This window comes from Cellulomonas soli, from assembly GCF_052036975.1.
GTDB classification, from domain to species: domain Bacteria; phylum Actinomycetota; class Actinomycetes; order Actinomycetales; family Cellulomonadaceae; genus Cellulomonas; species Cellulomonas soli_A.
This window is the reverse complement of record NZ_JBQIAR010000008.1, coordinates 20023-40576: the sequence shown is the minus strand read 5'-3', so window position 1 is coordinate 40576 and position 20554 is coordinate 20023. Positions and strand designations below refer to the sequence as shown.

Sequence of the window (20554 nt, the reverse complement as noted above, 5' to 3'; positions counted from 1 at the left end):
GTCCACGGTCCCCCGACGTGCGCTGGTGGACGCCCGGGCGCGCCGACTGGCAGGTCGCGGCCCTGTTCACGCTCGGGTCGGCCTGCTTCGTGCTCGGGGCGACCCCCGGGTACGCCTCGCTCGTCGGTGTGCAGGCCGACTGCTGGACGTACGCGATCGGGTCGGTGCTCTTCACGCTCGCCGCCCTGCTGCAGGTGCTGATCTCGCTCGGCGTGGTGCGCGCCGAGGCCCGGCCGCTGGCGGCCGCCCGGTGGCGTCACCACGTGCGGGCCGTCGACCGTCCGGCGTGGTGGGCGGGCACCGTGCAGCTGGCCGGCACCGTCCTGTTCAACGTCAGCACGTTCGCCGCGCTGGACGCCTCGCTCACGCTCGACCAGGCGCAGCGGCGCGTCTGGGCGCCTGACGCGCTGGGGTCGATCGCATTCCTCGTCGCCAGCGCGCTGGCCTTCGCCGACGTGACCCGGCCGTGGCTCACCTGGCGGCCGCGGGACCTGACCTGGTCGGTCGCCGCCCTCAACATGGTCGGGTCCGTGGCGTTCGGCGTGTCGGCGGTCGCGGCGAAGTACCTGCCGTCGGGCGACCTGCGCGACGCGGCCCTGGCCAACCTCGGCACGTTCGTCGGCGGTGTGTGCTTCCTGGTGGCCGCGGTGCTGCTCGTGCCCGACCAGCAGGGGACGCACACCGCAGCGACCTGAACGCGGGTCGACCCTGCTGCGCGGCGCCGGTTCGACGCCGGGTCGAGGCTGAGGCGGAGCTGCCCTGGCGGGCCTCAGGAGCGGCGCAGCACCGGGTTGCGCAGCGTGCCGATGTCCTCGACCTCGACCTCGACGACATCCCGCGCCACGATCGGGCCGACCCCGGCCGGGGTGCCGGTGAGGATCACGTCACCGGGCAGCAGCGTGAAGACCTCGGACACGTACGAGATCAGGTAGGCGACGTCGAAGACCATCTGCGACGTGCGCCCGTCCTGCCGGGTCTCGCCGTTGACGCGCGCACGCACCGCGAGGTCGTCGACGTCGAGCCCGGGCACGATCCACGGGCCGATCGGGCACGAGGTGTCGAAGCCCTTGGCGCGCGTCCACTGCAGGTCGGAGCGCTGGATGTCGCGCGCGGTGACGTCGTTGGCGACGGTGAACCCGAAGACCTGGTCGAGCGCCTTGGCCGGGCTCACGTCCTTGGTGACCTTGCCGATGACCACCGCCAGCTCGGCCTCGTGCTCGACGTGCTCGGTCCAGTCGGGCAGCACGATCGGGTCGTCGGGGCCGATCACCGAGGTGTTCGGCTTGAGGAACAGCAGCGGCTGGGTGGGCACGTCGTGGCCGTGCTCGGCGGCGTGGTCGGCGTAGTTGCGGCCGACGCCGATGATCTTCGAGCGCGGGATCACCGGGGCCAGCAGGCGCACGCCGTCCTGGTCGAGGTGGAGGCGTTCCCCGGTCGGCTGGACCGGGGTGTAGATCGGGTCGCCGCTGATGACGATGAGCTCTTCGGACCCGGGGTCGCCCTCGACGAGGGCGTAGCGGGGGTCGTTGCCGGTGGTGAACCTCGCGATGCGCACGTGCCCAGGGTAGTCAGACGCGCGCGACGACCTCGCCGTGCAGGATGGCGAACCAGGCGTCGGGCTGGTGGCCCCACTCGCGCCAGGCGTCGGCCAGCAGCTCCAGGCCGACCTCGTCGGCCAGGCCGTGCGCGAGGGCCTGCGCGGCGAAGGTCGACTGGACGACCCGGTCGGCCCACAGCCCGGCCCACCACGTGCGGTCCTCCGGGGTGGCGTAGCACCAGGCGCCCGCGCCCGGGGCGATGCCCTCGGGGTCGAACCCGGCCTCACGGACCCACGAGAGCAGGTGACGGCCGGCGTCCGCCTCGTGCCCGTTGGCCTCGGTGACCTCGTGGTACAGGTCACGCCACTCGTCGAGGCCCTGCGACGGAGGGAACCACGTCATCCCGGCGTAGTCGGCGTCGCGCACCGCGACGATGCCCCCGGGGCGGGTCACGCGGCGCATCTCGCGCAGGGCGAGCACGGGATCGGCCAGGTGCTGGAGCACCTGGTGGGCGTGCACCACGTCGAACGTGCCGTCCTCGAACGGCAGGGAGTAGGCGTCGGCAACCTCGAACCGCAGGTGGGGTTCGTCGGCGTTCTCGGCGCGGGCCAGCTCGATGACCGCACTGGAGGCGTCGACACCGACGACCTCGCCGGGGGCGACCCGGCGCGTCAGGTCGACCGTGAGGTTGCCCGGTCCGCAGCCCACGTCGAGCAGGCTCTGGCCCGGCTGGAGCGAGGGCAGCAGGTACGCGGCGGAGTTCTCGGCGGTGCGCCACCGGTGGGAGCGCAGGACGCTCTCGTGGTGGCCGTGCGTGTAGACGCCGGGGCGCGACGGGGTGTTCACACGACACTGTAAGCAGGTCCAGGGCCCCGGGTCCAAGGGCCGGACCTCAGAAGTCCGGAATGCGAGATCGCTGCGCGGGGCCGAATCACCACCACCGTTCGGCGACGCTCCGTAGCATGGCGGCCATGCGCCGGATCGAGGGGGTCGACGTCGCCCGCGGCGTCGCCGTGCTGGGCATGGTCACCGCGCACGTGGGCCCCGACGACCACGGACCCCTCCCGCCCGGCGGGTTCTCCCAGCTCGCCGACGGACGCTCCGCCGCGCTGTTCGTCGTCCTGGCCGGCGTCGGGCTCGCCCTGCTGTCGGGTGGGTCCCGACCGGTCGACGGCACCCGACTGGTGCAGTCGCGGCTGCGGATCCTGGTGCGCGGGGCCCTGCTGTTCGCCCTCGGGCAGGCGCTCCTGCTGCTCGGCGTGCCGATCGCGATCATCCTCACGTCCTACGCGGTGTACTTCGCGCTCGCCCTGCTCGCCCTCACCTGGCCACGTGCCGCGCTCGTCAGCGCCGCGGCGGCCGTGGCCCTCGTCGGGCCCGTCCTGGTGCAGTGGGCGCAACCGCGGATGCCGTCGCTGTCCGGCGGATCGCCCGAGACCCTCGCCGACGTGGTCGTCGGGCACTACTACCCGGCCGCGGTGTGGATGTCGTACGTGCTCACCGGGCTCGCCATCGGCCGGTGCGACCTGCGCTCCGCACGGCTACGACGCCTGGGTGCGGCGCTCGGCGCCGGGCTCGTGGTGCTCGGGCACGGCGGCTCCTGGGTCGCCATGCACGCGCTCGGCCTGTCCTCGACCCTGGCGACGAGCGCACCGCACAGCTCCACGACGTTCGAGGTGGTCGGCAACACCGGTGTCGCGCTGCTGGTGCTCGCCGTGGCACTGGCCGCCGCCGACCGGTGGCCCCGGGCGCTGTCACCCCTGGGCGCGACCGGGGCGCTCGCGCTCACCGCCTACACCGGGCACCTGCTGGCGATCGCCGCGATCGGTCCGTGGATCGTGTGGGACACCTCGCCGGGCACCTGGGCGTGGTTCGTCGGCGTCATCGTGCTCGGGTGCTGGGCATGGCGGCACTGGTTCGGTCGCGGACCCCTCGAACGCCTCCTGCACGCCGCGTCGACCCGGGCCGCCGACGTGGCCCCCGACACCCTCCCCGACCGCGTGCCCCGCACCGACCAGCCGGACCACGTCGATCTACCCTGACGCCATGACCTCCCCCGCCGCGACGCCCCCGGCGCCGGCGCCCGCGCCGGCCACCGTGCTCGACGCCGCGACCTGGCGCGAGCTCGCAGCCACGCACGCCACGCGCGCCGACGCGGCCACGGCCGGCCACCGCGAGCGCCGCTCGCGCCACGAACGGCACGCCATCGAGGACTTCCTCTACGAGTACTACCCGACCAGACCCGCCCAGCTGCGCCGCTGGCACCCCGGCGTCGGCATCGCGCTGGCCCCCGACGCCGACGGACCCGCACCGCAGGCCGCGTGGCGGTGGTACCGCACCGCCACCGACGGCACCGTGAACCTGGACGTCGACGCCTACCTCGCCGCACGCGCCGACACGGTCCGGTTCGTGCGCACACTGCTGGCCGCGACCGCCGCCCGGCCTGCGTTCACCGGCTGCTTCGGCCTGCACGAGTGGGCGATGGTGTACCGGGAGGCCGAGGGCGACCACCGTCACCGACTGCCGCTGCGTCTGGGCACCGCCGGCACCGACGCGGTCGTGGAGCAGCACCGGATCCGCTGCTCGCACCTCGACGCGTTCCGGTTCTTCACACCCGAGGCCGTGGGCCGCAACACGCTCCACCCGACGCGGCAGACCCAGGTGGACGACGAGCAGCCGGGGTGCCTGCACGCCAACATGGACGTCTACAAGTGGGCGCTGAAGCTCGGTCCCCTCGTGCCGGGCGACCTCCTGCTCGAGTGCTTCGAGCTGGCGAGTCAGATCCGGTACACCGACATGCAGGCCTCCCCCTACGACGTGTCGTCGTACGGGCTCGAGCCCATCCCTATCGAAACCCCCGGGGGCAAGGCGGACTACGTCCGGCGTCAGCGCGGCTTCGCCGCACGTTCGAACGTCCTCCGGAGCCGCCTGCTGGCGCAGTGCGAGTAGCAGCACGGTCAGTCGAGGAGACCCGCGAGTGCGCCGTCTGGGCACAGAGTCGCCGCAGCCAGTGCGACGACCAGCGTGCTCACGAACTCGTCGGTATCGACCCGTCGCCGCGGCGCGCACGACGGGGCCCGCTCAGGAACCCGTCTCGGCGAGCCCGGGGAAGCGCCAGGTGCCGTCGAGGATGTCCTGGCGCGGGCGGTACAGGCGCACGAGGTAGTTCCAGCCGTCCACCACGGGGATCGAGTTGCGTGCCGGGTCCCCGTCGCCACCGAACCTGACGGTGACCGATCCGTCGTCGTCGCGCGCGGCGGTGATGCTGTTGACGCTGTACGCGCCGGCCGCATTCGGCTCGAAGTAGCCCTCGGCGTTGTAGACGGACACCGACCAGAAGCCGTCGACGGGAACGTCGCCGGGCACGCGCAGCTCGTACTCTCCCACCGGCAGACCGGGGGCAACCCCGACGTAGACCGCCTCGCTGTCGGGCAGGCCGCCCCACCCTGCTGCGGTGCCGATGAGGTGGCGCACGGGGTCGACGTCCTCGCGTCGGCCGAACGCCCGCTCGAACGAGCTCATGTCTGCGGCCAGGGCGAGCAGCGCGGACCGGGTCCGGTCGAGGCTCGCCGTGTCGTATCCGGAGGGCGAGAACGCTCGGCCGGAGGCCGCCGTGAGGTCGAGCGCATCCTGCAGCGCGGCCACCTGCGCGAGGTCGTCGGGGTCGCGCGGGTCGACGAGGGTGCGCACCGCCACCACGACGTGGTCCGACCCGTGCTCGGCGGCGGTGAGCTCGTACGTCCCGGCTCCGTGCAGCACGCCGTTGATGTGGTGGTCCTCGTTGACGATCATGACCGACAGGTACCGCTGCCCCGGGTCGGGGACGGTGAGGGTGGCGCCGGCGGAGATGTCGACCACCGCGAAGCTGTACAGGGTGTCGCGGTTGAGCCGGATGACCGTCTGCTGGTCGGTGGCGGCCGGCGCGCGGTTGTGCGCGAACTGGTTGACGCCCCCGGCGTCGCGTTGGAGGTCGGCGAACATCCGGTCGGTCTCGGCGCGCACGAAGTTGTCGGCAGTGACCTTGATCGTCGCCATGCCGCGACGATAGCGACGTCGGTGACGGGCCGCAGTGCGGGGCTCGCCACCGCAGGTGAGGCCGAGTGCGTGCGGTGCCGGCGCCGGACGCCGCACGCTCGAACCTGCTCCGAGCACGGCTGGCGGCGTGCTGCCGACTCGGCGCCGAGTGCCTGCTCAGAACTCGACCGACTTCATCTCCCGCCCGTGCACCATCACTGCCCAGATGACCAGGACGGCGATGGCGACCATCAGCACCGACCAGAGCGGGTAGGCCGCCAGGAACGCGATGCTCGCCAGGGCGCTGAGGAACGCGAGGAGCACCGCGATGACCCGCGCCCACATCTGCCCGACGAGGAGCGCAAGCCCGGCGCCGACGACCACGGCACCGAGGATCAGGTGGACCCAGCCCCACTGGGTGTAGTCGATGCTGATCGCCAGCCCGCTCGGGGCGACGAGGAAGTAGTCGTCGCTGAACAGCGCGACCAGACCCTGGATGGCGTGGAAGAGGCCCAGCAGGATCATCATGGCGCCGGCGAACGCGATCCAGCCCACCCACCCGCTCGGTCCCGGGTCGGTCTTCCACGAGGTGTTCTCGACCGTGGCGCTCGGCGCCGCGTGCTTCTCGGACATGGCTCTCCTCCATCGGACGGCTGGCACCACCAGACTCGCAGCGCACGCCTCGCGGCGTCCTCATCCGATACGGATGACCCGAGCGCCTGCCAGGTCGCCGCGCGGGCCACGAGCGGCCCGTTCCGCTCACGCAGGACGGGCCGCTCGCGCCGGTCGGCACGCCGTGCCGGGCGGGGCTACCCGACGAAGGCGAGCAGCGCCTCGTTGACCTCGTCCGCGTGGGTCCACAGCAGACCGTGCGGCGCCCCGTCGATCTCGACGTAGGTGGCCGACGGCAGGAGCTGGGCGAACCGGCGTCCGGTCACGTCGATCGGCAGGATCCGGTCACCGGTGCCGTGCACGATCAGCGCGGGCACGTCGATCTTCGGGATGTCGGCCCGGAAGTCGGTCAGCCAGCTGGGCTGGGCGGCGACGGACGCGAACGGCGAGGCCCCGGCGGCCGTGTCCCACGAGGCCTGCAGGGCTTCCGCGGACAGGCGGTTGCCCAGGAACTGGTCGGTGTTGAAGAAGTCGTCGAAGAACTGCGTGAAGAACGCGTACCGGTCGGCGGTGGCGGCAGCCTTCAGGCCGTCGAACACGTCCTGCGGGACACCCTCGGGATTGTCGTCGGTCTGCAGCAGGAACGGCTCGAGCGAACCGAGGAAGGCAGCCTTGGCCACGCGCGCGGAGCCGTAGGTGCCCAGGTAGCGGCCGACCTCGCCGGTGCCCATGGAGAATCCGACGAGGATCGCGTCGTGCAGGTCGAGGTGCGTCAGGAGGGCGTCGAGGTCGGCGGCGAACGTGTCGTAGTCGTAGCCGACGGTGGGGCGGCTGGAGCGGCCGAACCCGCGGCGGTCGTAGGTGATGACGCGCTTGCCGGCGGCGAGCAGGGCGACGGTCTGCTTCTCCCAGGAGTCGCCGTCGAGCGGGTAGCCGTGGATGAGCACCACGGGCTGGCCGGTGCCGTGGTCCTCGTAGTAGAGCTCGATGGCGGTGGAGTTCTCGGTTCCGACGGTGACGAAGGCCATGATGAGTCCCTTTCCCCGATGACGAGAACGGTCGTTCTCTGTCGGATCTCACCCTAGAGAACGTTCGTTCTCGGCGCAAGTACACTGGGCGTGTGAGTGACACCGAGATCCGCGAGCGCATCGTCGAGGCCGCCGACCGCCTGTACTACGCGAAAGGCATCCAGGCCGTCGGCATGGACGAGCTGCGCACCGCCGCCGACGTCTCGCTCAAGCGTCTCTACGCCCTGTTCCCGTCCAAGGAGCAGATCGTGCTCGCCGTGCTGCACCGTCGGCACGAGCAGTGGACGCAGGGTGTGGCCGACAAGGTCGCCCAGGTCAGCGACCCGCGCGAGCGACTGCTGGCGATCTACGACTACCTGGCCGACTGGTTCGCCGACGAGAACTTCCGCGGCTGCGGGTTCATCAACGCCTTCGGCGAGGTCGGCGCCAGCTCCCCCGCCGTCGCCGAGCAGGCACGCCGGCACAAGGAGTCGTTCCAGGCCTTCGTCGGCACGCTCGTCGAGCAGGCCGGCTGCGACGCCGAGCTCGCCGCCCAGCTCGCCCTGCTCGCCGAGGGCGCCCAGACCACGGCCGCGATCGCCGGCACCGGCGAGGCCGCCGTGCACGCGCGCCGCGCCGCGAAGATCCTCATCGACGCCTGCTGAGACGCAGCCCGCGAGCGCGGGACCTCACCCCTTCGCACGCTGCGCGACCGCCACGCACGCCACCGTCAGCACCCCGGTCAGCAGCAGCGAGGCGGGCACGGACTCGCCCAGCAGCACCGACGACCAGGCGATCGCCAGCAGCGGCTGCACGAGCTGCAGCTGGCTGATCCGCGCGACACCCCCGGTCCGCAACGCGTGGTACCACGCCACGAACCCGCCGATCATCCCGACGGCCGCCATCCACAGCAGCGCCGCCCACGCCGACAGCGGCGCCTGGGGACGGGTCAGCACCAGGTCGGTCAGCACCACCGGTGCGAGCACCGGCAGGGCGAGCGCCAACGCCCAGCAGGTGACCTGCCAGCTGCCCAGGTGCGGTGTCACCACCGACCCCTCGGCGTACGCCAGGGCACCGCACAGCATGGCGGCCACGAGCATCAGGTCGGCCCGGTGCACCCCGTCGAACCCCCGGACCAGGACCGCGTAGCCCATCACCACCAGCGCACCGGCACCGGCCGCGGCCCAGAAGAGCGCTCCCGGCCGGGCGCGGGTGTGCCGCAGCGACAGGACCGCGGTGGCGACGGGCAGGAGCGCGAGGAACACCGCGCCGTGGCTCGCGGGCACCCGGGCCAGCGCCCAGGAGCTCAGCAGCGGGAAGCCCAGCGTGATGCATGCCGCCACGACGGCGACGTGCCGCCACTGACCACGGCTGGGCCGAGGCTGCCTCGTCAGCAGCAGGAGCGGCAGTGCCAGCAGGCCGGCGATCGCGCTACGTCCCAGTGCCACCACGAGCGGGTCGAACCCGACCAGTGCGACGCGCGTCAACGGCAGCGTGAGCGAGAACGTCAGGACACCGGCGGCGCCCCACAGCACAGGAGCTACGGGTCGCCCTCCGGTGAGTGCAGGGGCAGCCCCGCAGTCACTCGGTAGCACTTCGCGGGCAACGGCAGTAGCGCTATTGTCTATATTCATGAATGACGATAGCAGCGCGCGTCGACTGGCCGACACGCTGCGGTCCGTCGTCCGCACCGCCCCCGCCGGTTCGCGTCTGCCGTCCTCGCGCGCCCTGGCCGCCGAGCACGGGGTCGGTCCCGTCACCGTCGCGACCGCGCTGCGGCTGCTGGCCGCCGAGGGACTCGTCGAGACCCGACCCGGCGAGGGCACCTTCGCCCGGCGGGCGAGCACCACCCCGGGCGGGGACACGGCGTGGCAGCTGACGGCGATGGGCCCGGCCACGGTGCAGGCCACCGCACTCGGCGCCCTGCTGCGCCCGCCGCGACCAGGCAGCGTCCCGCTGTCCAGCGGGTACCTGGCGCCCGAGCACCAGCCGCACCACCTCGTCTCCCAGGCCCTCGCCCGCGCGGCCCGCCGCCCGGCATCCCTCGGCCGCGTCGATCCGACCGGTCTGCCCGAGCTGCGCGCCTGGTTCGCCACCGAGGCCGGCGCGCGCCCCGACGACGTCCTGGTCTGCGCCGGGACGCAGGCGGCCCTGGCGACGATCCTCAGCAGCCTGTGCCGACCCGGCGACGCGGTCGTCATGGAGTCGCCCACGTACCTGGGCGCCCTGGCCGCCGCCCAGGCGGCGGGCCTGCGGGTCGTGCCCGTGCACCGCGGGCCTGACGGCGCCCCCGACCCGCAGGACCTCGACCGCGCGCTGCAGGCCAGCGGTGCTCGGGTCCTGTACGCCCAGCCGCACGGCGCGAACCCGACCGGCACCAGCTGGCCTGCCCGCACTCACCGCGAGCTGCTCGCCGTGGCCCGCCGTCACGGCTGCTTCGTCGTCGAGGACGACTGGGCGCACGACTTCGTGCTCGCCGGCAGCCCCCGACCGCTCGCCGCCGACGACCCGGACGGCACCGTCCTGCACCTGCGCTCGCTGACCAAGTCGACCGTGCCCGCGCTGCGGGTGGCCGCCGTCGTGGGTCGGGGACCGGTCGTGGCACGGCTGGCCGCCGGGCGCACCGCCGCCGACCTGTACGTGTCCGGTGTGCTGCAGCACGCGGCGCTCGACGTCGTCACCGGCCCGGGCTGGCGTCGGCACGTGCGCAGCGCGCGGACGCTGCTGATCGAGCGGCGCGACCTGCTGGCAGCCGCCGTCACGCGACACCTGGGCGCCGACGCGCTGACGCACGTGCCCGACCAGGGCCTGCACCTGTGGGTCCGGCTGCCGGACGACGCCGACGACCTGGCGCTCGCGGCCGCGGCCGCCACGGCCGGTGTCGACGTGACCGCCGGCTCGCCCTGGTGGGTGAGCGAGCCGGCGGGCCCACACCTGCGCGTCAGCTACTCCGCGGCCGACCCCGCCGAGGCCGCGCAGGGCGTCGAGGTGCTGGCCGGCCTGGTGCGCGACCGGCCCCGCACCCCCTGACGGCACTCACACGGCCGAGGTCATCGCCCGCCGCAGCACGTGCGAGCGGGCGTGCTCCAGCGCCGGTTCGAGCTCGTCGAACACGTGCGACTCGTGCCGCAGCTCGTCGAGCACCCCCACGCTGGTCAGCAGTGCCAGGTGCGCGGGCTGCACACCCTTGACCAGCACCGTGATCCCCGACCGCTCCAGGTCGGCGACCAGCTCGCCGAGCGCGTGCGCGCCCGTCGCGTCCACGAACCGCAGGTGCGAGAGCCGCAGCACGACCACCCATGCATCCCTGTTGCGGGCGATCTGGGCCTGGATCCGGTCGGAGGCCCCGAAGAACATCGCGCCGTCGAGCCGGTAGAGCGCGATGTGCTCGTCGCCCTCGTGCGCAGGTCCCGGCAGCGGCTGACGGTGCACGCTGGCCGCCCGCGAGACGGACCGCAGGGCGAAGAAGGCCGCCACGAGGAGCCCGACCTGCACGGCCTCGATGAGGTCGACGGCGAGCGTGATGACCGCCGTGACGACGAACACGATCGCGTCGGCCTTGGTGGAGCGCACCACGGAGCGCACCGTGGCGACCGAGACCATCTTGGTCGCGGTCACCATGAGCACCCCGGCGAGGGCGGCCAGCGGGATCGTCGAGACCGGCCCGGTGGCCAGGTAGATCACCGCGAGGATCACCACCGCGTGCACGACGGCCGCCAGGCGCGTGCGGGCACCGGCGCGCACGTTGACGGCGGTGCGGGCGATCGCCCCGGTGGCCGGCATGCCGCCGAACGCACCCGCGGCGAGCGAGGCCAGACCCTGCCCGACCAGCTCACGGTCCGGGTCGTACCGGCGCGCCTCGTCGGGCACCCCCGGCATGGACGCGGCGACCCGCGCCGACAGCAACGACTCGATGGCCGCGAGCGCGGCGACGGCCACGGCCGGGCTGCTCAGCTCACGCAGCAGACCGATGCTCAGCCCGGGCAACGCCGGCGCCGGCAGCGAGGCGGGCAGCGCACCGATCCGCGCCACGGGCGCGCCCAGCAGCTCCGCACCGATGGTCACCACGGCGACGGCCACGAGGGACCCGGGTACCTGGGGCGCCCAGCGCGCGAACGCCAGCATGATGAGGACGACCGCCGCCACGATGCCCAGCGTCCATCCGACGGTCGACCCGGCGTCGGTGAGCGATCGGACGGCGGTGACCAGGGGGTTCCCGCCGACCGGTTCGGTGACGCCGACGGCCGCCGGCACCTGCTGCAGGAAGATGATCGTGGCGATGCCGAGCGTGAAGCCCTCGACGACCGGCCACGGGATGTAGGTGACGACGCGGCCGAGCCGGGCGATGCCCGCCAGCAGCACGATCGCCCCGCCCATGAGCGCGACGACGGGCACGGCCCCCACGCCGTGGTCGGCCACGATCGGGGCGAGCACGACGGCCATCGCGCCGGTCGGCCCGGACACCTGCACGCGCGACCCACCGAACAGGGCTGCGACGACGCCGGCGACGACCGCGGTGACCAGGCCTGCCGCCGGCCCGACTCCGGAGCTGACGCCGAACGCGAGCGCGAGCGGCAGCGCCACGACGCCGACCGTCACCCCCGCGAGCAGGTCGGAGCGCATGACGGCGGGCCGCAGCTCGAAGTCGTCCCGCCGTGGCAGCAGCCCGCGCAGGGTGACCCGGCGCCAGAGGGACGTGCCGGTCATCGCTCCTCCCCCGGCAGCGGCGGCAGGTCGTGGGTGGCGGCAAGACGGTCGCTGGAGTCGGCCAACGTCGACTGCAGGAACGCCCGAGCGACCACGAGCAGCTGGGCGACCAGTGGCTGGCTGAGCCGGTACTCCACAGCGTTGCCCGATCGTGCCGAGGTGACCACACCGGCCTTCTTGAGCACGGACAGGTGCTGCGAGAGCTGCGAGGCCTCCACGCCGGTCGCGGTCAGCAGGTCGGTGACGGGCGCCGCGTGGTCGGGCGCGGCGGCCAGGACCTCGAGGGCACGGATGCGCGTGGGGTGTGCGAGGGACTTGAACAGCTCGGCCTTGATCGCGTACAGCGGTGCGGTCGTGGCGGCAGCGGGCGACGCTGCGGGCAGTGCGGTGGGCACGGCGACCTCCTTCTGGATTGAGGAGTTTATCAATCCATCAAGAGCAGACATGGGACGTCTGGCCCCCGAGCGCTCCCCGTCGTCATGGACGTCGCGCCGTCCCCCTGCCCGTGACCGTCAACGTGGCGTGCCTGGATGCCGCCGAGGACATCGGCACCGCCACCGAGCTCGTCGCACAGAGCACGAGCGACCCTCGGGCGCGCGTCGTCGAGACGACCACGAGCCCGTTCGGCAGTGCTCTGCGCACGGAGAGCACCATGGGGAGCATGGTGCTGACGGAGTGGTGGACGGACCACGGCGGCATGGTCTGGGGTGTGGGGTTCCTGCACCGCCCGGACGACCAGGACTACGTACGGATCGTCGAGGCGATGCTGGCCTCGTGGCAGTGGGCCTGACCGCCACGCTCTCACGCCCGGCGCCACGGGCGCCGCGTGCGAGGATCGGGCCGTGCCGACCCTCGCCGACCGTGTCCCCGCCGACCCCCACGACGCCGACGCACTGTACGAGGCGTTCACCGGCTGGGCCGCCGACCAGGGCCTGTCGCTGTACCCCCACCAGGAGGAGTCGCTCCTGGAGCTGGTGAGCGGCTCGCACGTGATCGTCTCGACGCCCACCGGCTCCGGGAAGTCACTGATCGCGGCCGCGGCGCACTTCGTGGCGTTCGCGCAGGGCCGCCGCACGTACTACACGGCACCGCTCAAGGCGCTGGTCAGCGAGAAGTTCTTCGCGCTGGTCGAGGCGTTCGGCTCGGCGAACGTGGGCATGATGACCGGCGACTCGGCGGTCAACCCGACGGCCCCGATCATCTGCTGCACCGCGGAGATCCTGGCGAACCTGGCGCTGCGCGACGGTGACGCGGCCGACGTCGGGCAGGTCGTGATGGACGAGTTCCACTTCTACGCCGACCCGCAGCGCGGCTGGGCGTGGCAGGTGCCGCTGCTGGAGCTGCAGCACGCGCAGCTGGTGCTGATGTCGGCCACGCTCGGTGACGTCTCGTTCTTCCGCGACGACCTGCTGCGCCGCACCGGCACCCCGGTGGCGGTGGTCGCCGACGCCGAGCGCCCCGTGCCGCTGACGTTCTCCTACGCGATCGAGCCGCTGCACGAGCTGCTCGACGAGCTGGTCAAGACCCGCCGCGCCCCGGTGTACGTCGTGCACTTCACGCAGAAGGAGGCCGTGGAGCGTGCGCAGTCGTTGCTGTCGACGCCCCTGGCCAGCCGGGAGCAGCGGGACCGCATCGCCGACGAGCTGGGGTCCTTCCGGTTCGGCCCCGGGTTCGGCCGCACGCTCTCGCGCCTGCTGCGCCACGGTGTCGGGGTGCACCACGCCGGGATGCTGCCCAAGTACCGCCGGGTCGTCGAGCGGCTCACGCAGAAGGGTCTGCTGCCCGTGGTCTGCGGCACGGACACGCTGGGCGTGGGCATCAACGTGCCGATCCGCACCGTGCTGCTGACCTCGCTGGTCAAGTACGACGGCGTGCGCATGCGGCACCTGACGGCCCGCGAGTTCCACCAGATCGCCGGCCGGGCGGGCCGCGCCGGGTTCGACACCGTCGGTGAGGTCATCGTGCTGGCCCCCGAGCACGTCATCGAGAACCGCAAGCTGCTGGAGAAGGCGGGCGACGACCCGCGCAAGCTGAAGAAGATCGTCCGCAAAAAGGCACCCGAGGGCCTGGTCAACTGGACCGACAAGACGTTCGAGCGCCTGCGTGACGCCCCGCCCGAGCCGCTGACCTCGAGCTTCTCGGTGAGCCACGCGATGGTGCTGCACGTGCTGGCGCGGCCGGGCGACCCGGTCGCCGCCATGACCCACCTGCTGATGGACAACCACGAGCCGGACAGCGCCCGCGGCCGGCACGTGCGCCGCGCCATCGAGGTCTACCGCTCGTTGCGCGCGTCCGGCGTGATCGAGCGGCCGTGGGTCGAGGACCCGACCGCACCCCACGGTCGACGTCGCACGGTGCGCCTGACGCACGACCTGCCGGCGAACTTCGCGCTCAACCAGGCGCTGTCGCCGTTCGCCTACGCCGCGCTCGACCTGCTCGACCGCGACGACCCCGGCTACGCGCACGACGTCGTCTCCGTGCTGGAGGCCACGCTCGACGACCCCCGCCAGGTGCTGGCCGCGCAGGAGAACCGGGCCCGCGGTGAGGCCGTGGCCGCCATGAAGGCCGAGGGCCTGGACTACGACCAGCGCATGGCCCTGCTGGAGGACGTCACCTACCCGCGCCCGCTGGCCGAGCTGCTCGAGGCGGCCTTCGTCACCTACCGCCAGACCAACCCGTGGGTGGCCGACCTGGCCCTGTCACCCAAGTCGGTCGTGCGCGAGATGCACGAGAAGGCCATGACGTTCGCCGAGTACGTCTCGGCGTACCAGCTGGACCGCACCGAGGGTGTGCTGCTGCGCTACCTGGCCGACGCCTACCGTGCCCTGCGTCAGACCGTGCCCGAGGAGCGCCGCACCGAGGAGCTGTGGGAGCTGATCGAGTGGCTCGGCGACCTGGTCCGCCGCACCGACTCGAGCCTGCTCGACGAGTGGGAGCGCCTGGCCAACCCGCTCGACGAGCACGGCGCCGATGCCCCCGGCGGCACCGACGAGGACACCCCGGAGCCGATCACCGCCAACCCCCGGGTGTTCCGTGCCCTGGTCCGCGGTGCGCTGTTCCGCCGCGTCGAGCTGGCCGCACGTGAGCAGTACGGCGCACTGGCTGCGCTCGGCGACACCGACGTCGACGGGCTGGCCTGGGACAACGACCGGTGGGCACAGGCGCTCGACCCGTTCTACGACGACCACGACGAGATCCTCACCGGCCCGGCCGCCCGCGGACCCGGCCTGTTCCAGGTCTCCGCAGGTGCCGGGACGTGGCGGGTGCGCCAGCTGCTGGACGACCCCGAGGGTGACCACGACTGGCGGATCGACGCCGTGGTCGACCTCGTCGCCTCCGACGAGGCGGGCGAGGTGCGCCTGCGCGTGGAGGCTGTCGGCGCCCTCTGACGGGCACTCGCGACCGTCTCCCGACCAAGGGCAGGATGCCCTCCTGAAGGCTAGGCACACCTGCGTTTGTGCAGGTCAGGGCAGGCTTTGCTGTGATGACAGCCCGTCGGTTCCCGCCTACCGTCGTCCCTATGACCTCTCTGAGCAGCAGCGTGATGGGCCTGTCCGACGTCCTGAGGACAGGCTCCACGCCGACCGCCCGCAGCCTCAACTGGCTGCGCGCCGGCGTGCTCGGCGCCAACGACGGGGTCGTCTCGATCGCCGCGACCGTCGTCGGCGTGGCGGGCGCCTCCACAGCCGTCTCGTCGATCGCCGTCGCCGGTGTCGCGGCACTGGTCGCCGGGGCCCTGTCCATGGCCGCCGGTGAGTACGTGTCCGTCAGCAGCCAGCGCGACGCCGAGCAGACGGCCCTGGCGCGCGGCCAGGTGATCCCCTCGGTGGTGGAGCGTGAGCACGAGGCCGAGCTCACCAACCCCTGGCACGCCGCCATCGCCTCGTTCATCGCGTTCCTGCTCGGTGGCATCGTCCCGCTGGTCGTCGTGCTGCTGCCCTGGGGTGGGCTGCGCGTACCGGCCACCTTCGCCGCCGTCGCCGTCGCCCTGGTCGCCACCGGCATGATCTCCGCCCGGTTCAGCGGCGCCCGTGTGCTGCGGTCCGTGCTGCGCAACGTCATCGGCGGGTCGATCGCGATGGCCGTCACCTACAGCGTCGGCGCACTGGTGGGCCTGGCCGTCTGACGCTGCCGCCAGCACCTATCGTGGGCGGGTGGTCAGGAAGGACGCCAAGCACGCCCCCGCCGGGACGCCGGCCCTCGTCGCGCTCGCCGCGGCGGGGGTCCCGCACACCGCGCACCCGTACGAGCACGATCCCGGGAGCGATGTCGGCTACGGGCTCGAGGCGGCGCAGGTGCTCGGGGTCCCGCCCGAACAGGTCTTCAAGACCCTGATGACGATGGTGGACGGCACGCTCACCGTGGCCGTGGTGCCCGTCACCGGGCAGCTGGACCTCAAGGCGCTGGCGACCGCCGTGGGCGGCAAGAAGGCCGCCATGGCTCCCCGACCCGACGCCGAGCGCGCCACCGGCTACGTGGCAGGCGGGATCTCGCCCCTGGGGCAGAAGACCGCCCATCCGACCGTGCTCGACGAGACCGTCTGGCTGTTCGACACGGTGTTCGTCTCCGGCGGGCGCCGCGGTCTCGACGTCGAGCTCGCACCCGACGACCTGGTCCGTCTCACGTCGGCGACCGTCGCCCCGATCGCCCGCGACCGATGACGGGCACGGCACCGGTGTCCGGCGAGAGCATCGACGAGCGCCTCGCCGCGGTGCGCTCACGCCTGGCCGCGGCCTGCGCGGCGGCCGACCGACCCACGAGGGCCGTCCGGCTGCTGCTGGCCTCCAAGACCGTTGCCGCCGAGGGCGTGCGCGCCGCCCTGCACGCCGACGCCCGCGCCCGCACGCTCGACCCCGACCTGGTGCCGGTGCTGCTCGGGGAGAACCGTGTCCAGGAGCTCGTCGAGAAGGCTCCCGCGCTGGCCGACCTGGCCCCCGACTGGCATGTGATCGGCCCGCTGCAGACCAACAAGGTCAACGCCGCGCTGCGGTGGGCCGGAACCATCGAGTCGGTCGCGACCCTGGACCTTGCGCGCCGACTGTCGGACCGCTGCCAGGAGCGCGCCGTGCCGCTGGCGGTGCACGTGCAGGTCAACGTCTCCGGTGAGCCGACCAAGCACGGCATCCACCCGGGCGACGCACACACCCTGGCGGTCCAGGTGGCAGCCCTGCCGGGCCTGCGGCTGACGGGGTTCATGACCGTGGGCGCCAACTCCCCCGACCTGGCCGCCGTGCGGGCCGGCTACGCGCTCCTGCGCACGCTGCGCGACGACGTGCTCGCCTGCGGCGCTCCCGGCACCGCAGGGGCGGTGGAGCTGTCGATGGGGATGAGCCGGGACCTGGAGGCCGCGGTCGCCGAGGGCGCCACGATCGTCCGCATCGGCTCGGCCGTCTTCGGGGCCCGCACCCGGTGAGGTGACGCCACGGTCGCCGGACCGCGCAACGCGAGCGTAAGAGCCGTTCGCGACTGCGCGGCGGGCGTCAGCGCGCGCCGTGCCGCGGCGACCTGCCGTCCGTGGAGCACCGCCATCCGCCGCAGCTCACGCACCCACGGCTCACGCGGGTCGGGTTCCGGCCGCCCCACGACCTCACCGTGCGATGTCTGCGCGGTCCGCTCGCCGCGACTGCGGCCTGCGCCCGGGCCGGTGCCGCGTGTCCAGGTGTCGTGCGCCACGACGCCCTCCCCTCGTCCACCGGCTCCCCGCGAGCCGGCACGGAAGAGGACCGTCGGGGTCGACCCCTGATACCTCGGCGCGGACCCCTCCCGCCGTGGCGGACCGGCGACGCTCAGACGACGTCGACGACGGACACCGTCAGGGCCGACTGGATCGCCAGCACGTTCCACACGGTCACGCCGATCTTCAGCACCCCGCACAGGGCCAGGGCGAACCACAGCACACGCGAGTGAGCCGACCGCGGGCGCAGCGCCAGCAGGCTGAGCAGTGCCACCAGGGGCACGGTGACCAGGACCATGTAGACGGGCACCGAACCGACCCATGCCTGCCCCGCGGCGGAGACGGGGTTCACCTCGACGAGACCGCCGAGGTGGGGCAGCACGCTCGTGGTGACGCCGTCGCCGATCGCGCCGAGCATCGCCCACACCGCGAACCGCCGACGCCAACCGGGCACGCGCCAGGCACCCACGGCACCCGCGACCCACCCGTGCTCGACCATGACCGCCCTTCCGTGGATCGTGTCCTCCGACATGATCGACCGAGAAGGGGCGTTCCTGATGCGCCGGCGGCGCGTTCTCACCCGGGTGCAACGTGACGACACGCCGCAGCACGGCGCGACACGCCGGATCGGCGAGGATGGGGCCATGGCGCGCAACCGGTTCCCCCGCTGGGTGTACGGCACCGGCACCGACCCCGACCCGCGGTTCTCGCTCGCCAACGAACGCACGTTCCTGGCCTGGGTCCGCACCGGGCTGGCCCTGCTCGCCAGCGGGGTCGCGCTCGAGGCGCTGTCGGTGCCGCTCGAGCCGCGGCTGCGCACCGTTGCGGCGGTCGTGCTCGTCGGACTCGGCATCCTCGGGCCCGTGCTGGCCTGGATCGGCTGGGCGCGCGCCGAACGGGCCATGCGCGAGGACCGCCCGCTGCCGGCGCCCTCGTCCTTCGGGGTCCTGGTCGTCGGTGTGCTCCTGGCCGGCGTCCTGGTGCTCCTGGGCATGGCGCTGCGGTGACGCTGCGGTGACCACGCCGAGCAGCGAGGACCCCGAACCGGCGCAGGGCGGGGGCCCGCGACCGCCCGGCCTGGCCGTGGAACGCACAGCCCTGGCCTGGCGTCGCACCGGGCTCGCGATCGCCACCGGCGCCGTGGCGGGCGGGCGTCTGCTCGAGGCACGCCTCGGGCCGGTGTCCTGGCTGGTGGCCGCCGCCGGCCTGCTGCTGGCCGGGCTCGTCGTGACGTCCGCCGGTCTGCGCGCCCGTGCCGCGCACGGCACGGTCCGGCCCTCGCAGCACGAGGACGCCGGTCACCTGGTCGGACGGACCGGCGGCAGGCTCGTCACCGCGTGCGCCGCCGGCGCCACCCTGCTCGGGCTGGTGGGGCTGGTCTTCGTGCTCGGACCTGCCTGAGCCCTGGTGCCCGGTCAGACAGCCCGGCCAGACAGCCTGGTCAGACAGCCTGGTCAGACGCCGTAGGCGGCGAACGTGCGATCCGTGGCCACGATCTGCTTGCCGAGCGGCATGAGCGAGACCGGGATCATCTTGAGGTTCGCGATACCCAGCGGGATGCCGATGATCGACACGAACAGCGGGATGGCCGTGGCGACGTGCCCCACCGCGAGCCACAGGCCCGCCACCAGCAGCCAGATCACGTTGCCCAGCGTCGACCACGCCCCCGCGGTCGGGGTGTCGACGACCGCACGGCCGAACGGCCACAACGCGTAGCTGGCGATGCGGAACGAGGCGATGCCGAACGGGATCGTCACGATCAGCGCACAGCACACGATGCCGGCGACCACGTAGCCCAGGGCGAGCCAGAGCCCGGCGAACACCAGCCAGATCAGGTTGAGCAGCGTCTTCACACGACCACCGTTGCACAGCGCACACCGCACCCACATCGGGGACGACCCGGAGCGGACCCTGAGGTCACGGCACGCGCGCGGTCCACGCCGGGTCGGTGAACTTGGTCTCCATGAGGTGCGCCGCCCGCTGCAGCTCGTCGGTGCGCAGGTCACCGTCCACGGTGTCGTAGCGGCCCCGGAAGTGCGCCTTGAACGCGTCGATGACCACCTCGCGCGGCAGGTGCGTCTGCGAGCGCACCGGGTCGACCCGCTTGACCGCGCTGGCAGTGCCCTTGTCCGAGAGCTTCTCGCGGCCGATGCGCAGCACCTCGAGCATCTTCGCCGCGTCGATGTCGTACGACATCGTCACGTGGTGCAGCACCGCACCGCCGACGACGCGCTTCTGCGCCGACCCGGCGAGCTTGCCGTCCGGTGAGGCGATGTCGTTGAGACCGGCCAGGAACGCGTGCACACCGACGTCCTCCAGCGCACCCAGCACCCACTGGTTGAGGAACCCGTAGGACTCCTCGAAGCTCATCCCGTCGACCAGCGAGGCGGGCACGACCATCGAGAACGTGATGCAGTTGCCGGCCTCCATGAACATCGCGCCGCCGCCGGAGATCCGGCGCACCACCGTCACGTCGTGACGCTGCGCGGCCTCCAGGTCGACCTCGTTGCGCAGCGACTGGAACGAGCCGATGACGACGGCCGGCTCGACCCACTCCCAGAACCGCAGGGTCGGGCCGCGGCGGCCCGCGGCGAGCTCCTCGGTGAGAACCTGGTCGAGCGCAGCGTGCATCGCCGGGGGCAGGGGCCCCGGGTGGATGAGCTCGAACGTGTGGTCGGCCCACGCGGTGGAGAACCCGAGCGCCCGACGCACGGCGATCGCGACCGCCTGGGCGTCGAAGCCGACCATCGCCACCGGACCCACCAGCGTGCCGTCTGCCTCGGCCCGCTCGAGCGTCGCACCGATCGCCTCGACCAGGCGGCTGACCGCCGTGTCGTGCGGCAGGCCGACCAGCGCGGAGCCCACCAGCGGCAACGCCTCGTCGGGTTCCAGGAAGAAGTCGCCGGAGACGACGACCTCGCTCAACGTGCCGTCGTCCACCTCGAGATCGACGACGACGAGCTTGCCACCGGGCACCTTGTACTCACCGTGCACGGCACCAC

The 20554-nt window shown here is 73.0% G+C and carries 23 protein-coding genes; 12 read left to right on the top strand and 11 right to left on the bottom strand.

The genetic code is table 11. The features are described 5' to 3' along the window. Positions 1-17 precede the first annotated feature (17 nt). A complete protein-coding gene (locus tag ACTHAM_RS10070; RefSeq protein WP_440686961.1) occupies positions 18-695 on the top strand; it encodes a hypothetical protein in 678 nt (225 codons plus the stop codon). 74 nt (positions 696-769) lie between these two features. On the opposite strand, the gene ACTHAM_RS10065 is transcribed toward ACTHAM_RS10070, so the two are convergent. Both ACTHAM_RS10065 and ACTHAM_RS10060 read right to left on the bottom strand, forming a co-directional pair. Continuing rightward, positions 770-1555 carry a fumarylacetoacetate hydrolase family protein gene (locus ACTHAM_RS10065; RefSeq protein ID WP_440686959.1) on the bottom strand — a complete coding sequence of 262 codons (786 nt, stop codon included), beginning with the start codon at positions 1553-1555 and terminating at the stop codon, positions 770-772. A gap of 13 nt (positions 1556-1568) precedes the next feature. Further along, on the bottom strand, positions 1569-2384 hold the full coding sequence (locus ACTHAM_RS10060; RefSeq protein WP_440686957.1) for a methyltransferase domain-containing protein: 816 nt from the start codon (positions 2382-2384) through the stop codon (positions 1569-1571). Between the two features lie 125 nt (positions 2385-2509). Here ACTHAM_RS10060 and ACTHAM_RS10055 point away from each other — a divergent pair, with 125 nt between their 5' ends. Together ACTHAM_RS10055 and ACTHAM_RS10050 are read left to right on the top strand one after the other, a co-directional pair. After that, positions 2510-3580: a heparan-alpha-glucosaminide N-acetyltransferase domain-containing protein gene (locus tag ACTHAM_RS10055; RefSeq protein ID WP_440686955.1), complete on the top strand. Its 1071-nt coding sequence runs from the start codon at positions 2510-2512 to the stop codon at positions 3578-3580. Positions 3581-3584: 4 nt separating this feature from the next. After that, positions 3585-4487, top strand: a complete 903-nt coding sequence (locus tag ACTHAM_RS10050) for a 3-methyladenine DNA glycosylase (RefSeq protein WP_440686953.1) — start codon at positions 3585-3587, stop codon at positions 4485-4487. A 132-nt stretch (positions 4488-4619) separates the two neighbouring features. Here ACTHAM_RS10050 and ACTHAM_RS10045 read toward each other — a convergent pair whose 3' ends face one another. The 3 genes from ACTHAM_RS10045 to ACTHAM_RS10035 all read right to left on the bottom strand — a co-directional run bounded on the left by ACTHAM_RS10045 (position 4620) and on the right by ACTHAM_RS10035 (position 7192). After that, positions 4620-5573 (bottom strand): DUF1214 domain-containing protein, encoded by a 954-nt coding sequence (locus tag ACTHAM_RS10045; protein ID WP_440686952.1) that lies wholly within the window; start codon positions 5571-5573, stop codon positions 4620-4622. A 156-nt stretch (positions 5574-5729) separates the two neighbouring features. Beyond that, a complete protein-coding gene (locus tag ACTHAM_RS10040) occupies positions 5730-6185 on the bottom strand; it encodes a DUF7144 family membrane protein (RefSeq protein ID WP_440686951.1) in 456 nt (151 codons plus the stop codon). Positions 6186-6361: 176 nt separating this feature from the next. Beyond that, complete coding sequence (locus ACTHAM_RS10035) at positions 6362-7192, bottom strand: alpha/beta fold hydrolase (protein ID WP_440686949.1); 831 nt, start codon at positions 7190-7192, stop codon at positions 6362-6364. Positions 7193-7284: 92 nt separating this feature from the next. Here ACTHAM_RS10035 and ACTHAM_RS10030 point away from each other — a divergent pair, with 92 nt between their 5' ends. Further along, positions 7285-7836 carry a TetR/AcrR family transcriptional regulator gene (locus ACTHAM_RS10030; protein WP_440686947.1) on the top strand — a complete coding sequence of 184 codons (552 nt, stop codon included), beginning with the start codon at positions 7285-7287 and terminating at the stop codon, positions 7834-7836. 24 nt (positions 7837-7860) lie between these two features. On the opposite strand, the gene ACTHAM_RS10025 is transcribed toward ACTHAM_RS10030, so the two are convergent. Beyond that, complete coding sequence (locus ACTHAM_RS10025; protein WP_440686945.1) at positions 7861-8706, bottom strand: DMT family transporter; 846 nt, start codon at positions 8704-8706, stop codon at positions 7861-7863. 97 nt (positions 8707-8803) lie between these two features. Between ACTHAM_RS10025 and ACTHAM_RS10020 the strand changes: the two genes are divergently transcribed. Next, the gene (locus ACTHAM_RS10020; protein WP_440686943.1) at positions 8804-10201 is read left to right on the top strand and encodes a PLP-dependent aminotransferase family protein; all 1398 of its coding nucleotides are present in this window, start codon (positions 8804-8806) and stop codon (positions 10199-10201) included. 6 nt (positions 10202-10207) lie between these two features. Here the strand turns inward: ACTHAM_RS10020 and ACTHAM_RS10015 are convergent, their stop codons facing one another. Both ACTHAM_RS10015 and ACTHAM_RS10010 read right to left on the bottom strand, forming a co-directional pair. Next, entirely contained in the window at positions 10208-11878 is a 1671-nt protein-coding gene (locus ACTHAM_RS10015; protein WP_440686941.1) for a SulP family inorganic anion transporter, read from the bottom strand. Beyond that, a complete protein-coding gene (locus ACTHAM_RS10010) occupies positions 11875-12273 on the bottom strand; it encodes an ArsR/SmtB family transcription factor (protein ID WP_440686939.1) in 399 nt (132 codons plus the stop codon). The genes ACTHAM_RS10015 and ACTHAM_RS10010 overlap by 4 nt, the downstream gene beginning before the upstream one ends. A 110-nt stretch (positions 12274-12383) precedes the next feature. On the opposite strand from ACTHAM_RS10010, the gene ACTHAM_RS10005 reads away from it, so the two are divergent. The 5 genes from ACTHAM_RS10005 (at position 12384) to ACTHAM_RS09985 (ending at position 17291) form a co-directional block, all read left to right on the top strand. Next, positions 12384-12668, top strand: a complete 285-nt coding sequence (locus ACTHAM_RS10005; protein WP_440686937.1) for a hypothetical protein — start codon at positions 12384-12386, stop codon at positions 12666-12668. A gap of 52 nt (positions 12669-12720) precedes the next feature. Then, a complete protein-coding gene (locus tag ACTHAM_RS10000; protein WP_440686935.1) occupies positions 12721-15267 on the top strand; it encodes a DEAD/DEAH box helicase in 2547 nt (848 codons plus the stop codon). Between the two features lie 131 nt (positions 15268-15398). Further along, a complete protein-coding gene (locus ACTHAM_RS09995; RefSeq protein ID WP_440686934.1) occupies positions 15399-16004 on the top strand; it encodes a VIT1/CCC1 transporter family protein in 606 nt (201 codons plus the stop codon). Between the two features lie 28 nt (positions 16005-16032). Beyond that, positions 16033-16539: a Cys-tRNA(Pro) deacylase gene (ybaK, locus tag ACTHAM_RS09990; protein ID WP_440686932.1), complete on the top strand. Its 507-nt coding sequence runs from the start codon at positions 16033-16035 to the stop codon at positions 16537-16539. Beyond that, positions 16536-17291 carry a YggS family pyridoxal phosphate-dependent enzyme gene (locus ACTHAM_RS09985; RefSeq protein ID WP_440686930.1) on the top strand — a complete coding sequence of 252 codons (756 nt, stop codon included), beginning with the start codon at positions 16536-16538 and terminating at the stop codon, positions 17289-17291. The genes ybaK and ACTHAM_RS09985 overlap by 4 nt, the downstream gene beginning before the upstream one ends. Positions 17292-17664: 373 nt before the next feature. On the opposite strand, the gene ACTHAM_RS09980 is transcribed toward ACTHAM_RS09985, so the two are convergent. After that, positions 17665-18051 carry a hypothetical protein gene (locus ACTHAM_RS09980; RefSeq protein ID WP_440686928.1) on the bottom strand — a complete coding sequence of 129 codons (387 nt, stop codon included), beginning with the start codon at positions 18049-18051 and terminating at the stop codon, positions 17665-17667. A gap of 145 nt (positions 18052-18196) precedes the next feature. Between ACTHAM_RS09980 and ACTHAM_RS09975 the strand changes: the two genes are divergently transcribed. Both ACTHAM_RS09975 and ACTHAM_RS09970 read left to right on the top strand, forming a co-directional pair. Beyond that, positions 18197-18559, top strand: coding sequence for a YidH family protein (locus ACTHAM_RS09975; protein ID WP_440686926.1), 363 nt, complete (start codon positions 18197-18199; stop codon positions 18557-18559). A gap of 7 nt (positions 18560-18566) precedes the next feature. Then, a complete protein-coding gene (locus tag ACTHAM_RS09970) occupies positions 18567-18953 on the top strand; it encodes a DUF202 domain-containing protein (RefSeq protein WP_440686924.1) in 387 nt (128 codons plus the stop codon). A 53-nt stretch (positions 18954-19006) separates the two neighbouring features. Here ACTHAM_RS09970 and ACTHAM_RS09965 read toward each other — a convergent pair whose 3' ends face one another. After that, a complete protein-coding gene (locus tag ACTHAM_RS09965) occupies positions 19007-19405 on the bottom strand; it encodes a YccF domain-containing protein (RefSeq protein ID WP_440686922.1) in 399 nt (132 codons plus the stop codon). Between the two features lie 64 nt (positions 19406-19469). Next, entirely contained in the window at positions 19470-20546 is a 1077-nt protein-coding gene (locus ACTHAM_RS09960) for a lipoate--protein ligase family protein (RefSeq protein WP_440686920.1), read from the bottom strand. Positions 20547-20554: the final 8 nt, after the last annotated feature.